The sequence below is a fragment of the Photobacterium swingsii genome (assembly GCF_024346715.1).
Classification (GTDB): domain Bacteria; phylum Pseudomonadota; class Gammaproteobacteria; order Enterobacterales; family Vibrionaceae; genus Photobacterium; species Photobacterium swingsii.
Window position 1 is genome coordinate 244,453 of record NZ_AP024853.1, and the last position, 16,554, is coordinate 261,006.

Annotated in this window: 13 protein-coding genes; 9 read left to right on the plus strand and 4 right to left on the minus strand. The window is 42.4% G+C overall.

The window, feature by feature from the left end; genetic code table 11:
- The first annotated feature begins 1 nt into the window (after position 1).
- A complete protein-coding gene (gene fdhD / locus OCU77_RS18435; protein ID WP_048897792.1) occupies positions 2 to 829 on the plus strand; it encodes a formate dehydrogenase accessory sulfurtransferase FdhD in 828 nt (275 codons plus the stop codon).
- 59 nt (positions 830 to 888) lie between these two features.
- On the plus strand, positions 889 to 1,467 hold the full coding sequence (locus OCU77_RS18440) for a HupE/UreJ family protein (protein WP_048897793.1): 579 nt from the start codon (positions 889 to 891) through the stop codon (positions 1,465 to 1,467).
- Between the two features lie 82 nt (positions 1,468 to 1,549).
- Here OCU77_RS18440 and rodA read toward each other — a convergent pair whose 3' ends face one another.
- The 3 genes from rodA to OCU77_RS18455 all read right to left on the minus strand — a co-directional run bounded on the left by rodA (position 1,550) and on the right by OCU77_RS18455 (position 7,721).
- Positions 1,550 to 2,644 (minus strand): rod shape-determining protein RodA, encoded by a 1,095-nt coding sequence (rodA, locus tag OCU77_RS18445; protein ID WP_084711723.1) that lies wholly within the window; start codon positions 2,642 to 2,644, stop codon positions 1,550 to 1,552.
- 262 nt (positions 2,645 to 2,906) lie between these two features.
- The gene (locus tag OCU77_RS18450; RefSeq protein WP_048897794.1) at positions 2,907 to 3,584 is read right to left on the minus strand and encodes a DedA family protein; all 678 of its coding nucleotides are present in this window, start codon (positions 3,582 to 3,584) and stop codon (positions 2,907 to 2,909) included.
- A gap of 606 nt (positions 3,585 to 4,190) precedes the next feature.
- Positions 4,191 to 7,721: an Ig-like domain-containing protein gene (locus OCU77_RS18455; RefSeq protein WP_048897795.1), complete on the minus strand. Its 3,531-nt coding sequence runs from the start codon at positions 7,719 to 7,721 to the stop codon at positions 4,191 to 4,193.
- A 450-nt stretch (positions 7,722 to 8,171) separates the two neighbouring features.
- Here OCU77_RS18455 and OCU77_RS18460 point away from each other — a divergent pair, with 450 nt between their 5' ends.
- Both OCU77_RS18460 and OCU77_RS18465 read left to right on the plus strand, forming a co-directional pair.
- A complete protein-coding gene (locus OCU77_RS18460) occupies positions 8,172 to 8,357 on the plus strand; it encodes a hypothetical protein (RefSeq protein ID WP_048897796.1) in 186 nt (61 codons plus the stop codon).
- A gap of 346 nt (positions 8,358 to 8,703) precedes the next feature.
- Positions 8,704 to 9,084, plus strand: coding sequence for an NADH:ubiquinone oxidoreductase (locus OCU77_RS18465; RefSeq protein ID WP_048897797.1), 381 nt, complete (start codon positions 8,704 to 8,706; stop codon positions 9,082 to 9,084).
- Between the two features lie 65 nt (positions 9,085 to 9,149).
- On the opposite strand, the gene OCU77_RS18470 is transcribed toward OCU77_RS18465, so the two are convergent.
- A complete protein-coding gene (locus OCU77_RS18470) occupies positions 9,150 to 9,605 on the minus strand; it encodes an RNA methyltransferase (protein ID WP_048897798.1) in 456 nt (151 codons plus the stop codon).
- Between the two features lie 237 nt (positions 9,606 to 9,842).
- On the opposite strand from OCU77_RS18470, the gene OCU77_RS18475 reads away from it, so the two are divergent.
- The 5 genes from OCU77_RS18475 to OCU77_RS18495 all read left to right on the plus strand — a co-directional run bounded on the left by OCU77_RS18475 (position 9,843) and on the right by OCU77_RS18495 (position 16,450).
- Positions 9,843 to 11,657: an extracellular solute-binding protein gene (locus OCU77_RS18475; protein WP_048897799.1), complete on the plus strand. Its 1,815-nt coding sequence runs from the start codon at positions 9,843 to 9,845 to the stop codon at positions 11,655 to 11,657.
- Positions 11,658 to 11,758: 101 nt separating this feature from the next.
- Positions 11,759 to 12,847: a microcin C ABC transporter permease YejB gene (locus tag OCU77_RS18480; RefSeq protein ID WP_048897800.1), complete on the plus strand. Its 1,089-nt coding sequence runs from the start codon at positions 11,759 to 11,761 to the stop codon at positions 12,845 to 12,847.
- Complete coding sequence (locus OCU77_RS18485) at positions 12,847 to 13,869, plus strand: ABC transporter permease (protein WP_048897801.1); 1,023 nt, start codon at positions 12,847 to 12,849, stop codon at positions 13,867 to 13,869. The genes OCU77_RS18480 and OCU77_RS18485 overlap by 1 nt, the downstream gene beginning before the upstream one ends.
- Positions 13,870 to 13,875: 6 nt before the next feature.
- Positions 13,876 to 15,480, plus strand: coding sequence for an ABC transporter ATP-binding protein (locus tag OCU77_RS18490; protein WP_107302662.1), 1,605 nt, complete (start codon positions 13,876 to 13,878; stop codon positions 15,478 to 15,480).
- 82 nt (positions 15,481 to 15,562) lie between these two features.
- On the plus strand, positions 15,563 to 16,450 hold the full coding sequence (locus OCU77_RS18495; RefSeq protein ID WP_048897802.1) for an aspartoacylase: 888 nt from the start codon (positions 15,563 to 15,565) through the stop codon (positions 16,448 to 16,450).
- Positions 16,451 to 16,554: the final 104 nt, after the last annotated feature.

Sequence of the window (16,554 nt, forward strand, 5' to 3'; positions counted from 1 at the left end):
AATGCACGATGTATTTAATTGTGAAGAGCATGCCTGTGTGTATGATTCTCACAAGGTATCTCGATACCGCAAAAATGTATTCGATAGAGATGAATTTGATAATTTAGCTGCTGAATCAGCGGTTGCTCTCGTTTATAACGGCATTTCACATACAGTGTTAATGTGTTCTGCTACTGAGCTAGAAAATTTGGCAATTGGTTTCTCTTTATCTGAAGGCATTATCCAGCATTATCGTGATATTCACGATATCGATATTGTTCATACTGCCAAAGGTATCGAATTACACATTGAGTTATGTAATCGCTGCTTCGAACATTTGAAGCATGTCAGACGAACCATGGCGGGACGGACGGGCTGTGGTATTTGTGGTACAGAACAACTGGATCAAGTCGTGCGCCCGTTAGCACCGCTGGGTAATCAACTCACCATGGATATCGCCAGCTTTGACTGTGCGCTCCAAGAGCTCAAACAGCACCAAGCATTAAACAAGATCACAGGGGCGACTCATGCCGCGGCCTATATTTCCTCACAAGGCGAGATCTTGGCAATTCAAGAAGACATAGGTCGTCATATTGCGCTCGATAAACTGATTGGTCACATTGTTAAAAACAAATTAACCGGGGGCGCTATTTTAGTCACCAGTCGTGCCAGTTTTGAAATGGTGCAAAAAGCGGTGGTGGCCGGTGTCGAAATTTTATTTGCGATTTCTGCGGCAACCATGATGGCTGTTGATCTCGCCCAGCAATCAAACCTGACTTTAGTGGGGTTTTGTCGACCGGGTCGTGCCGATGTCTATACCCACCCCGAGCGTGTGACCTGCCATCAATAGCATGTTGACTAAGCATTACTGTTTATATTTTTACCCGTATTTATGAGTGAGTATCGAAGATGAAAAAAACACATTTGGGCTGTATTTCAGCAGCATTATTGATCGCGTCACCATTGGCATCTGCACATGTTGGTGTTCATGGCTTACATAATTCTTTCATGGAAGGTTTTGTTCATCCCTTCTTTGGTCTTGATCATTTAGTGATGTTACTGGCTATGGGGTTTGTTGCTCGCCAAGCAAACAGTGTGAAAAAAGGCTATGTGTTGATGGTATCTGTGCTTGGCTTTATGTTCGCAGGTGTACTATTAGGTGAGTTGAGCGGTGCTATTACTGGGATGGAAACCTTGATTTTAGGCTCAGTGTTTGTTGTTGCAGCCACCATGTGGAAAATGCGTAACAAAGAAACTAACGTTGTTAATACTGTCTTACTTAGCCTTTCGGTTACTTTAGTTCTATTTCACGGCTGGGCACACGGAGCTGAACTTGGTGGTGCGGTGTTAATGGAGTTTGCACCGGGCATGTTATTAGCTTCAACCATTATTGTCTCTTTGGGTTATCAACTTGCGCGCTTTATTCCTTCTCGCTTTATGGCGCCTGTGGTTGCCGCAAGCGGCGCATGTATCGCTTTGCTTGGTTAAAGCAAAAGATAAAAAAGAGATAAACCAAGCGACAAACATAAGCCCTCGAATATCGAGGGCTTTTTAGTGTAATTATTAGATGTTATCCACTTTTTTCGATGCGGTGTGGGCGTGAACGACACAGCGCCATAATGATGCCAAAGGTGATCCCTTGGGTGATCATCGCTGTTCCGCCATAGCTAAAGAAGGGGAGAGGACTACCCATAACGGGCAGTAAGCCACTGACCATACCTGTATTAATAAAGGTATAGAGAAAGAAGCTTAATGCTAATGACCCGCATAACAGACGATTGTAGAGTTGCTCTGATTGGCATGAGATCCATAAGATACGTAGCGTAATAAACAAGTACAGCGCCAGTAAGAAAACGCTGCCAATGAACCCCCATTCTTCGGCATAAGTCGAGAAAATAAAGTCGGTTTGGCTTTCAGGAATAAACCCTAAAGGGCCCTGATTCGCATTGGTCCATCCTTTTCCTCTTATTCCTCCTGAACCAATTGCAATAAGGGATTGGATGATTTGATAGCCAGCCCCCCAAGGATCACTCTCAGGGTTTAGAAATTGTAAGACCCGTTTTTTCTGATAAACCTCCATGATGAAAAACCACATCAGAGGTATGAGCGTGGCAACAATAGCAACAATGCTGCCAATGATTTTCCAACTTATCCCTGCAAAATAGAGAACAAAGAACATATAGATAAGGGCAAATAGCGCACCATCCAGATCGGGTTGAATGAAGATCAACATGGTTGGAATAGCGGCCAGTAAGAGTGCGTAGAGAATTTTCCTTAAATCTAATGCTTGTCCACTAGTATGGATTAACCAAGCGATAATCATGGGGATGGCGATCTTGACCAACTCTGAAGGCTGAAACCGAATAAAGCCAAGTTTAAGCCAGCGTTGTGAACCGTTGGTGCTATCACCCACTAAGGCAACAGCGAGCAATAAAATGACGGTTAGCAAGTATAAGTGCGGCGAAAATCGCAGGTATATATGTGATGGCACTGCTGACATAGCCAAAAGACAGCATAGGGCTATCATGCACCGAATAAGATGGTTAGTGATGACTGTTTCACTAAAGCCACTTGCGCTCCATACTGTCATGGAACTCAGCAACATCAGCATTAAGACTGCAAGTAAGAGCGGCAGATCAAGTTGGGGAATAGGATATTTTTTCACATACAATACTCAAATTGTATTCTGGTTTACTGTAAACCTAATACATGGAAAGAACGTTTTTTCAGGATGATTTATTAGTCAAGTAACCAATGACTAATTCAATTAATTAGTACCAACAATTAGAAATTGAGGGGCAACTTGTACTGCCCCTTATTATTGACTTGCTATCACTTAGGCAGGATTGATTGGAGGTAATCGCTATCTGCCATATCCAAGGCAAGTGAGTTCGAAAGGAACCTAAATAAGATTTAATTATGCTCTGTTAAGCATCCTTCTGGATGGGTTTCAATCGACACATCGCTTGACGGGCACGCCAAGTAATAAAAGACAAAATAGCCAAACACAAAGTAATAACAGGTGCAGCCATTAGCGCCATCGTTGCTAGGCGGCTGATAGGTTCAGGCAGGGATGGCAAAAGAAAACCAATGCCACAGAGCAAACTAACCCACATAGTGGCACTTAGCCATGAAAAGTAATGAAAGCGTGGCATTTCTTGTGCTCTCATGCCCATTGCCATAGGGAGTACACAGCGAACCCCAGGAATAAAGCGTGCAGAGAATAATGCAATGAGACCATGACGCGTCAGTAAGGTGTCAACGGTGCGCATGCTGGCATCTGGAATTTTATCTAACCATGATTGGACTATCGGTAACCGGTTAAGCCATCGACCTTGTGAGTAAGCGAGCCAACTGCCAATTGATGCCGCTACGATCAGTAAAGGAAAGGCGATAACAGGATTCAATACCCCAACGGCCGCCAAGGTACCCGTTAATACGACGATGCTGTCGCAAGGCAAAGGCGCGGCAGGTAAGAAACTACTTTCTAACCCAATAAACAGTGTTACAAGAATATAAATTAAGATCGCACTGCCCGGCGCGAGCAGTACACTGAAGTCCTGATGCCAAATTGCAACCAGTACTTCTTGGGTAGCTTCAAACATAGATGCTCCAATATACCAATAAAAAATAAGGATGTTATAAGAGGTATAGTGAAACGATCAGCGGGAATGAATGAAACGAAACTGCAGGTTGCTGTCATGCCAGCCCGCAATACGGTGATTATAGAAGGAAAGGTAGCCACGCGGGGTCCTACGAACGGAACACGCAAGCTGAATGAATGAGGCAATAGTCAGGATCGCTAAAGGCCATAGGTGAGGGTCTTTAGGGGGGGACTTATCGGGTTGCGACGAGACGCGTAAATTAGCACTGCGCAGTATTAATGTATCGTTTGACGCATCAGGTACTTGGCTTGGGTTTGTAATGGAATATGGACTTTGAGAAAAACTGAGTTCAATAGCACTCTCAGCATGGCTAAATAGCAATACTGTCAGGAGTGTTATGAAAATGGGGAACTTCTCTAGTCGTTTGTACAATATCAGAGCCTATGTAGGCTAGTCGCCAATTAAAAAATCGTCTTATATGTACTCGCAACCAGCGGAAAAAGCAATATTTCTTATTGCTAATTGAATGGTTAATAAACCAGGGAAAGATGAAGGGCTACCCAATGGCAGCCCTTTGTTTACGGGGAACTTAGTATTAGCTCAATATTACTGAGCTGGTGTAGGCTTTGGCTCTGGATCAGTTGGTTCTACTGGATCTACAGGGTCGATAGGGTCAACTGCAGGTTTACGCAGTTGAAGTTGCCAGTAACCTTGGAAACCGCGCGCGTATTCAGTTTCATTCGTGAGTACGATAGTGTCACCTAGGTGGTAAGCTGGCATATCGGCAGCTGGGAACGGATAAATAAATTTGTCACTCTCCCAAGTACCATCGGCTTTATTAACGGCGGTACCATGACCAAAGATAGCGATTAGCTCACCTGGAACATTCGGGTTTGCTATCGTGTATTGCGTGCCATCAATTGCCTTATGAGTCGAGTATTCGCCTGACATTTGTTTACCCGATTTATCAAAGGTATGAGAAGCAACTTGCTCGACGATTGAACCATCGACTTCCGTTGTGACTATTTCAGCCACTTCGAAGTGTCTTGCATCTACACCTTCAAACGCGTTACGTCGACCTGCGGCAAAAGTGACATGTCCATCTGATTTAACGGATGCGACTCCGTAGTTATCATCGCGATATGGAATGTCATCGTGGTTGAACAGGTGCAGTTTTGGCAGCTCAGCAATGTTATCCCATAGGTAGTATCCTTGAGCATTCTTATTGTAAGCATCACTCACCAAACAGCCAGCACCTGAGTTTTTCAGTTGTTCACGAACAGCGAGACTGATTGCTTGCTTGATATTACAGTAGAAAGGACTGTCTCCTGGGTAGGTCAATTCCTGCTCTGTCACTTCTAATGTTGCAAGGTTGATGATGGTCAGCAAAGGCGATGTTAGATATTCATCAGACGATGGCCTTTTTAATACCGCAATTTCATCAGCACTTGATGGTAGCTGCAAAATCTCACCATAGATTTTGTATTGCTCAGCCCATGTGCTTGTTTCGAAATCAAAGAGGTTGACTGTGACTTCATTCGGGTAACTGGAACTCAAGTGTAAGAAGTTACCTGCTTCTGTGAAATAGAAGGCATCACTGGATAGGTTAACTTTATTATCACGGAAGAAGCTCATGTCAACAGGTGTTAGCTCGCCTGTCGCTAAATGGTAGCGATAGCCTTTATGCTCGCGTTTGACACCACTTAGATGATCATTGGCTGTGAGCAAGAAGGTGTAACCATATTGCGTGGCTTGCATTTGGTTACGTAGCATCTTGAAGTCTTCTGTTGGTAACGCAACTTCTTGAGGATCGCTTTCACCTGCGGATGTTATCTCAGTCACGAAAAGCGGACCATTTTTGCTGTCTTCGGCTTGCCAGAAACGATATAGCGTATTTTCGTCTTTGATTGCTTGAATAAGCTCTTGATCTTCAGGGATGTTGGCATTGCGTGCCATTTTATGCCACTGGTAAACATCAGCGTTATCAGCGACATTAACGCTGAGTTCCACGGCCTGTGGGCTGCTGCCTACCGATACATCAACACCAAGTTCAGCAAAGATTTTTTGCAGTTCAACCGGTACTTTTTGCAGTTTTAATTTAGTATCACCTGCACGTACGGCGCGCATTCGATTTTTGTCTTCATCGTTGTCAGCAATCTGGATACCAGATTCATCTACTGCTGCTTCTCTAAAGCCGCTCCATTCGAAGTCCAAGCCACCTTGTTCTGCAACAAACTCATAGACTTTGCCGTTTGAACGTGTGAATTTGAAATGATATGGATAGCTACCGCCTTCAGCAAGCATCATGGTGCCACTGAGTGTTTCTAGGTCGAATGGCGGTTCAGAGCTGATTATTTTTGCCGCAATGACTTTAACGTTTTCAGACAGAGCTTTGTCTTTGTGATTTGCCGTGACAACCACATCACCTTCAATAATACCTGTCGCGACACCACTTTCATCGATGGCTAGGATTTCAGGATTGCTACTGGTCCACGTGGTATCTTCTGAAATCACTGACACGCTGCCGTCGTTGTATTCACCGTTTAGAGTTAGTTGAAGTGTTTCAGCTTTCGCGACACTGTTGTTTGGTAGGTTTAAACTGATTGTCATCAATTTGGCAACAACATCGAACTCTTGCGATGCGGTAAGTTCACCTAGCGTCGCTGTAACAGTAGCACTACCGACACCTTTGCTAAGGAACTGTCCATTACCTAATGATTCAAGAATTTCGGGGTTGCTTGATTTCCACTCAGCGTCAGCGCTGAAATCCACAATATAGTTATTGTGGTGAACACCTTCAGCAATTACGGTAAATTGATCTTCTAAGTATTGCTCGCGATGATTAAATCCAAGCTGAAGTGAGGTTAAAACAGCTTTGTCGGCAGTAAATTTAACCGTTGCAGTCGCACCTTGATAGGTAGAGGTTAAGGTAATATCCCCCGTTTTTAGTACTTGAAGTTTATCACCATCGATTGACACGGCATCAGCTGGGGTCGCGGACCAGGAGGCAAGTGATGTAACTTCTGTTGTCGTACTATCAGTCCATAGCGCTGAGACTACTGGCTGAAGTTGATCGCCAACAGTAACACGACTGTCTATGCCTGTTAGTACTATGTTTTCAAGAGAGGCATCTTCAGAAACAATTATTTCGCTAACTGCTTCGACACCTAAATGTTCAGCATAAACAGTAATTTTTCCCGCTTGTTTAATTCGCCATTTATGTCCATCAACGACAATAGCGCCAGCAGGGGCAACTGATATGTTTGATTCACTTGTAATATCAAGTGAAACACCATTAGATAAAATACCGTAAATGGATGGTGAAACTAAGTCGCCAATACTTGCACGCTGCGGTAAGCCTGAAATAATAATATTATTGAGTACAGGAGTGTTATCAGGGACAACGACACTGTCGAATTCAGTTTCCCACGCATAAATATCATTGAAACGGTGAGCTTCATTTTCGAGGAACCACTTATCGTTGAATAATGAATCCCAAGCGGTAGTATAAGCGCGGTTATTAAGTTTGAACCATTCTTCCCAAGACATGTTGTCCATAACAGCACGTAACCAAATAGTACTGTTTTTGAATCCAGCCATAGACGCAGAATAATCGATGATTGCTTTTAAGCCGACACCATAGCGCATGATTTGAGGTTCGAGTGCATTACGGTCTAATGTTTGGTAATTTTTCCATTCACTGTCTGTGACAAAGTTGTTTTGATCGACATCAGCGAGAACATATTCGACAGTTGAAAAGTTACTGATTAATGAAGAGTTTTGTTGTTTTTTAAAGGCTTCTTCTAAGCTTTTTCCATCGTATTGGTAAAGAATGATGTCGTCACGTAGGGCACGATACGTGATAGGTTGATTTTTGATTTTTTCGAACAAGGTATTATCAATGCCTGCATTGATAATATACTTGCCGTCGGCATTTGTTTTACCTGATGCAAGTAACTGTGTACCAGCATAAACTGAAACAGTGGCATCTGCGATAGGACCGTCGTATACATTGCCCACAAAAGTTAAAGATTTCTTATCAACTTTTGGGTCAGGGGTTGCATTTGAATTATCGTCACCACCACACGCAGTGAGCATTACAATGAGTGGGACACTCATCCAACAGGGCTTGTACATTTATTCTCCTTAATAAAAGACGATGCATAGTGAATGCACACGTCATAGATATGCCGTGTGAAATTTAAAATTTTTAAAAAAGATGAATTAGATATCTAATCTAATTCGGGGAGGGACGATAAATATAGAAGCGATAAATTACAATACTGGATAAATATTAAAATTTTGGCGATATATTGTTATTTATATTGTTGTCTATTACATTTTTATCAATCTACATTATGTGTTTGATTATTCACTTGTGTTTTTAATACTTTGTTATTCATGTGCTTATATTGTCTGCTTTGTTTTTAAGTGATAGTTACTCCGTGTTATCTTTAATTAAAAATAAAGCTGTTAATTACTTATGTTTGTGAAACAAATCCAAACTAACCGTATTTAAATTCTCATTAAGTATATTTAAATTGTCTTTTGTTTTTTAAGTACATTTCAATTTAATGAAGAAATATATTGTTCTTATTTCTTTTATCGTGCGACTTACCTCACTATTGCAAAGCCAAAGCCAAAGCCAAAGCCAAAGCCAAAGCCAAAGCCAAAGCCAAAGCCAAAGCCAAAGCCAAAGCCCTAATAGCAATATTTCAACGTGGCGGGCGTACAATTTTGCCTAAGAAGGTGCATACCAAGTATGAAAAGTAAAATTCCATATTTAAATCTGCATAACATCAGGATTCTTCGTATAAATAAGGTGTATCTAGCCAAAAGAGCAACAGAGACACAATTTATAATCATGGAAAGGCTTTTTGAAATAATTTCTTACAATGTAGGTGGGTTTTAACATTGATTTAACAACGGGCTGTGCGGTGTCGCCAAAACAATGCGTTACATTGTTACAGGATGTAAATTTATGAAAAATAATGTGATTATGTTGAGGTGGTATATTTAGGCGGTATGAAAACTGTGCGATTCATGGGAAAATGCATCTGTCAATCGAGTAGCACGTTGAAAGGATGCTTTCTAATTTATTTGCACTAAAGAGGTGTGTATGAAACTTGGTCTTATTTTCCTTATCTCTATCGTCGCTGGTATTTTTTCGGGTGAGCACTATCACTCTTTTGTTGCTGGTTTCGCCGTTGCGGCTATTGCAGTCGGTAGTGGTTACTGGCTAGCGTTTCGAAGTTCAACACGTTATCCGCAACTCGCGTTACTTATGCTGCTATTAGGCCTTGTGGCTAAAATGGTTGTTACAGTAGTAGGGGTGATGTGGAGTTTAGAAGCGAATTTGATTAATTCACCAATCGTGTTCTCATTGTCTTACTTATTCTTCTCTATTGTTGTTACCTACGGTTATTCGAAACTACGCGAATACCAAATGCAAAAGCGCAGCGTACAAGAGAAGCAAAAACTGCAAACGCAACCCGCGTAATGTGGGCTTAATCTTCTTAAAAAAAACGGGCTATCATGAGATAGCCCGTTTTTTATGTGCATTAATTAGTGGTGAGAAAAATTATCACCTTTTGCCAAGCGATCGTACAAAATTACATTAACTGCAGCCGCTAAATTCATACAGCCTTTAGTGGGTACGTAGATAGTTTCGCGACAGAAATTAGTGATATCTTTTTTCAAACTACCGTCTTCTGGACCAAAAATATAGAAAGCACGCTCAGGGTGTTTGTAATCGGGTAGGGGTTTTGCATCATCAGATAGCTCAACTGCAACTGGAACGCAGCCTAAAGGTAATACAGCTTTAAGATCTTCAACGCCGATCAGTGGGATATCGCGGTGTACGTTTTTGGTGTCAGTACAGAACTGTTTGGCAAGGTCATATCGTGTACCCGTATAAAAAACAGAATTCACGCCGTAACAGCCTGCGGCACGCATCACTGAACCAACATTTTCAGGGGTTTTAGGGTTAAAAAGCCCTACACAAGAGTAACCTTTGCTCATAACACTCATCTTCAAAATTAAATGAAGCCGAATTATACGGATTTTTGTTCTAAAAATCAGGAGATTTATATCTTCTTGAATCTGTTACCTAATAACGTCTCTATTAACTCCTACCTTCTATAAATATCAAGGCGATAAGTTGTTGAATCGGGACTTTTGGCCTATCGTATTATTATGATAATTATGCGTTTTTTAAGCTTTTGTTGTGCTTACGGGTATGATTGATGGGAGGTTTTTATGCAGAGGAAGTTATCGTTAACCGTCGGTATTGCGATGATGAGTGCGCAACTTGTTCATGCGCAAGTAGTAGAAACAACCCGTTTAATTGGTTTTGGCGAAGCAAAATATCCGAGTGATTTTACCCATTTCGATTATGTAAATCCTCAAGCGCCCAAGGGGGGAAACATCACTTACTCACGTGTGGGCACCTTTGATAGCTTTAACCGTTTTGGTACACGTGGTGTTTCTGCTGCGGGGGCTGAAGCTATTTATGATACTTTATTTCTGCCATCAGAAGATGAAATCGAAAGCTATTATCCGCTTATTGCCAGTAAAGTTCGCTATAACGATGATTATTCGTGGATGGAAATCGATCTGAACCCTGATGCTGTTTTCCATGACGGTCACCCTATCACCGCAGAAGATGTTGCCTTTACCTTTATGAAGTTCTCGACTGAAGGGGTGCCGCAATATCGAATCTACTATAAAGATGTTAAGTCAGTGGATGTAAAGTCCACACGAACGGTTCGTATAGAGATGGCGAAACCTAATCGCGAAATTTTGCTGTCGTTAGTACAGGGTATGGCGGTATTACCTAAGCACTACTGGGAAGGTAAAGACTTGGGTGAGCCGCTTAATGAACCTCCTTTGGGTAGCAGTATTTATAAAGTTTCTGATTACAAGGCTGGGCAAAGTGTTACCTACGCAAGAGTGAAAGATTATTGGGCGGCCGATTTACCAGTTAATATAGGCCGTAACAACTTTGATACGGTTCGTTATGACTATTACCGCGATGAGACGGTAACACTTGAAGCGTTTAAAGCGGGAGAATACGATTTTCGCCAAGAGAATGTCGCAAAGTTTTGGGCAACGCTTTATCAGGGCAAAAATTTTGATAATGGTCTAATTAAGAAAGAAGAAATCGCCCACGAAATTCCACAGTCTATGCAGGCTTTTGTTTTTAATACCGGACGTAACATCTTTTCCGATGCTCGTGTTCGTGAGGCATTGAATTATGCCCTCGATTTTTCATGGATGAACAAGACACTTTTTTATGACCAATACACACGCACTCGCAGTTATTTTCAAAATACAGAGTATGAAGCGAAAGACTTGCCCTCTGAAGTTGAGAAAACATTACTTGAACCTATCAAAGATCAGATACCCACACGTGTTTTTACCCAAGCATACCAACCACCAATGTCTGATGGTTCTGGGCGTATTCGCGCTAACTTAAGAAAAGCCCTTAGCCTATTGAAAGAAGCAGGGTGGGAGCTAAACAATAAGGTGATGACGAATGTTAAAACCGGTGCAACTCTCGATTTTGAACTTCTGATCTATAGCCCAACCACAGAGCGTATCGCGATTCCTGTACAGAAAAATTTGAAGTTGATTGGCGTGAACATGAAGATCCGCACCGTGGATACCACTCAGTATGTGAAACGCCTTCGTGACCGAGATTTTGACATGGTTTCGCATGGTTATGGGGCTAACCGTTATCCAAGCCGTAACCTGTTGATTGCATGGAACAGTCACTATATCGACAGTTCTTACAATACCGCGGGAGTTAAAGACCCTGCGGTTGATTATCTGACGCAGAAGATTGCAGAAAACCAAGACGATCCTAAATTACTGTTAGATTATGGTCGCGCTTTAGACCGTGTATTACAGTGGAATTTTTATGTGATCCCTCAATGGCACTTGAGTAAATTCCGTATAGCCACTTGGGACAAATTCGCACGTCCTGCTATTCGTCCGAAATACACCTTAGGTGAAGATACCTGGTGGATTGATGCTGATAAAGTGAAAAAATTACCGAAAAAACGCCAATAGGCTCTATCTGGATCAGTGACATGATGGGCGTAATGGATACGTACTGGCTAAGGTAAATAATCATAAGGAGTGTTGGTTACAGATGTGATCAACAAGATGATATGGCAGCCTATATTCTTCGACGATTGTTACTTGTAATCCCTACTTTGTGGGCCATCATCACCATCAATTTCTTTGTTATTCAGATAGCACCTGGTGGCCCTGTTGAGCAAGCGGTCGCACAATTAGAGGGGCATTCTTCCGGCATTATGGAGCGATTTTCCGGTGGTGGTCAGGAGGTGGCATTAACAGAGGGTAATGGAGAGCAAGGGACGGGTTATCGCGGATCTCGAGGGTTAGATCCTGAAGTGATTGATGCTATCAAAAAGCAATTTGGCTTTGATAAGCCAATGCACGAACGCTATTTTGATATGCTGAAAAACTACGCCACTTTTAACTTTGGCGACAGCTTATTTAAAGGCGGCAATGTTATCGATCTTATTATCGATAGATTGCCAGTTTCTATTTCACTGGGGCTGTGGAGTACCATTATCATTTATATGGTTTCCATTCCTTTAGGGATTGCCAAAGCCATTCATCACGGTTCGCGGTTTGATATTTGGAGTAGCGCGGTTGTTATTGTCGGTTATGCTATTCCTGGCTTCTTGTTTGCGATTTTATTGATTATCTTCTTTGCTAGTGGCAACTATTTTAGCTGGTTTCCCTTACGTGGCTTAGTATCCCCAGATTGGGATCAACTAAATTGGTACCAGCAAATTGGCGACTATTTTTGGCATTTGGCACTGCCAACTTTAGCGATGGTGATAGGCGGTTTTGCCACCTTGACCATGCTGACGAAAAATTCTTTCCTTGATGAGATTAACAAACAGTATGTAGTGACAGCACGCGCAAAAGGGCTAGATGAAAATAGCATTCTTTATCGCCATGTCTTTCGTAACGCAATGCTGATTATTATCGCTGGCTTTCCAAGTGCTTTTATCAGTTTGTTCTTCACGGGTTCTATGTTGATCGAGGTGATGTTCTCGCTTGAGGGGATTGGTTTGCTTGGCTTTGAATCGACTATCCAGCGTGATTATCCTGTTGTGTTTAGCTCGCTCTATATCATGACCTTGCTCGGTTTGTTACTGAATATTATCTCTGATATCACCTATACCTTGGTGGATCCCCGTATTGATTTCGAGGCGCGCTAATGGCAATGAACCCATTAACAGAGCAGCGCTGGCTGCGTTTTAAAGCTCATCGACGGGGCTATTTCTCGCTATGGATTTTCTCTGTGTTATTCATAGTGAGCTTATTCGCTGAACTTATTGCGAATGACAAACCTTTGCTGATTAATTTCGACTCGCAGTGGTATTTTCCGATTGTTGAGCAATACGCAGAAACTGAGTTCGGCGGTGAGTTTGCAACAGAAGCGGATTATACCGATCCCTTTGTTGTCGATCTGATAGAGCAGCAAGGCTATATGGTTTGGCCGCTTATTCACTTTAACTATGACACTATCAATTACAACTTAGCGGGACCTGCACCCTCGGCACCTGATGCGGTTAATTGGTTAGGCACTGATGATAAAGGGCGAGATGTGCTTGCGCGTATTATTTATGGTTTTCGTATCTCGGTATTGTTTGGTTTTGCATTAACAATTATCTCCACCCTAGTTGGTGTCGTTGTAGGGGCATGTCAGGGCTATTACGGTGGCTGGTTAGACTTAATGGGGCAACGTTTCATTGAAGTATGGTCTGGCATGCCAACGCTGTTCTTACTGATTATTCTTTCCAGCTTTGTAGAACCGAATTTTTGGTGGCTACTCGGCATTATGGTGTTGTTTAGTTGGATGGGGCTTGTTGGTGTTGTTCGAGCGGAGTTCTTGCGGTGCCGAAACTTTGATTATGTGCGTGCGGCACAAGCGCTGGGAGTGGGTGATAGCCGGATTATTTTACGGCACATGCTGCCAAATGCCATGGTGGCCTCACTGACTATGATGCCTTTTATATTAAGTGGTTCAGTAACCACCTTAACCTCACTCGACTTTCTCGGTTTTGGTCTGCCAGCAGGTTCGCCTTCACTCGGCGAGCTACTTGCGCAAGGTAAGACCAACTTGCAAGCGCCTTGGCTAGGACTTTCTGCGTTTGCGGTATTGTCTGTCATGCTAAGCCTACTTGTATTTATCGGTGAGGCAGTACGTGATGCCTTTGACCCTCACCAACAAGGATAAGTCACCATGCCTAACACTTTACTAACCATCAACAATTTATCGGTAGGCTTTGCCAGAGGTAAGGAGGTAAGCCAAGTTACGCACGATGTGAGTGTAAGTATTCGTAGAGGTGAAACGCTTGCTTTAGTGGGGGAAAGTGGCTCGGGAAAATCAGTGACAGCGAACGCTATTTTACGTTTATTACCTAAAGCGACAGCACGCTATATTAATGGCACAATTGATTATGACGGCATAGATATGCTGAGCTGTAGCGAGCGTAAGATGCGAGGGTTACGGGGTAACCGAATAGGGATGATTTTCCAAGAACCTATGATGTCACTTAATCCCTTGCATCGAATTGGTCGCCAGTTGTGCGAAACATTAGCCATTCATCGAGGTATGCGGCCTAAGCAAGCTGAACAGCACGCTCTGACTTGGCTCAATAAGGTGGGGATTCGCAACCCTGAAAGGCGCTTAAATGCGTATCCTCATGAGTTATCAGGCGGCGAGCGTCAACGTGTCATGATAGCGATGGCGCTAGTGAATGAGCCAGAATTACTGATTGCCGATGAACCCACTACGGCGTTAGATGTATCAGTACAAGCTCAAATCCTTGATTTGCTAAAAAGCTTGCAGCAAGAGATGGGCATGGCAATGCTATTTATTACCCATGATTTGAGTATCGTTCGTAAAATAGCCGATAGGGTTGCAGTGATGCAGCTTGGCCGTTTGGTCGAGACCGATGATAAACAGGTAATATTCACAAGCCCAAGCCATCCTTATACTAAGAAGTTAATTGATTCTGATCCAAAAGGTTCACCCGTTTCTGTTGATATGCAGTCTGAGCCTTTATTCAAGGTGGATGACTTACGCGTCTGGTTTCCGATTAAAGGGGGGATTCTTAAACGAACCATTGCGCACATAAAAGCGGTTACAGATGTGAGTTTTGTTTTACGAAAAGGGCACAGTGTTGGTTTAGTGGGGGAAAGCGGCAGTGGTAAATCGACGACAGGGATGGCGATATTAAAATTGCTCGAAAGTGAAGGTGTTATTGAATTTGATGGGCACGATATTTCAGCGTTAGATCGCAAGGAGATGTTGCCGTTTCGTCATAAAATGCAGGTAGTATTTCAAGACCCTTTTTCGGCATTAAATCCTCGAATGTCAGTCGCTCAAATTATCGGTGAAGGGTTGAAGGTGCATGCGCAGCTTTCAGCGGACGAAGAAGACGCTGCGATTTGTAAGGTGATGGAAGAAGTTGAACTGGATATCACTACTCGCCACCGTTTCCCGAATGAATTTTCAGGAGGGCAACGTCAGCGGATTGCGATTGCACGCGCGTTAGTATTAAAGCCTGAATTTATCTTGTTGGATGAGCCGACATCCTCCTTAGATCGTACTGTCCAAGCACAAGTATTGGAACTGCTAAAAACCTTACAGGAAAAATACGGTTTAAGTTATTTATTTATAAGTCATGACTTAAATGTCGTGAAGTCTCTATGTCATTACACTTTGGTGCTGCGCCAAGGAGAAGTGGTTGAACAGGGTGGAACCGCAGAAATATTTACCGAACCAAAGCACGAATATACTCAGCAATTAGTTAACTTATCGACTGTTGATAAAATTGCATGATTATTCTGATTTTAGCTGTATCGTTTAAATGCTAAAGGTGATATACCTTAAGTATTCAAGGTTTTACAGGGACAGAATGTAAATGGATAAGATCAATACGGTTGCGATTGTTGGCGGTACTCATGGTAATGAATATTCGGGTATTTATTTACTGCGTCAGTGGGATAAGCAACCTGAGATAATTTCACGAAGTACTTTTTCAACGGAAACAGTATTCGCTAATGAAAAAGCCTTTGAGCAAAATAAGCGCTATGTTGATTTTGACTTAAATCGCCAGTTTAGCCACGATGATCTGAATAACCCGAATTTACGTGGCTATGAGCAATGTTTGGCAAAGTCACTCAATCAGCAGTTAGGTCCTAAAGGGGATGCACGAACCGACTTTATTATCGATCTGCATAATACCACCAGCAATATGGGGCCTTCGCTGATCTTACTACAATCTGATGAATTTAATCGCAAGATGGGTGCCTACGTTAAACAGCATATGCCATCAGCAGTTGTGGTATTTGAAGATCATGCATCGGTTGAGGAGCACTTTTTTCTTAGCTCACTGTCACCACAAGGTGTGATTGTTGAAATTGGACCGCAACCTCAGTCGGTTATTCGTCAAGATGTACTTGATTGGATGGCTGAAATGACTAAGCATATTCTTGATTTTATTGAGTTACACAATCAAGCTGATGTACCGGCTTTACCTCGTACATATGAAGCGTTTAAATATACTGAAACCTTATCACTACCATTAGATGAAGCAGGTGAACGTGCTGGTATGGTTCATCATTCTGTACAAGACGGTGACTTTAAACCGCTAAAAGATGGCGATCCAATATTTACTTTATTTGATGGCACAGAAATTTTTTGGGAAGGGGATTACATCGCTTACCCACATTTCATTAACGAAGCCGCGTATTACGATAATAACTTGGCCATGTCTTTGGCTGAAAAGCTTATCGTCCATACGGATTAGGCTGTGTCTCATGATGTCTGTATTATTGATGTCATTTAGGAATATCGCGCGATGGGTTGATAGCGAGTGTATTTTTAATCACTTAACTAGATCATATTAGCGAC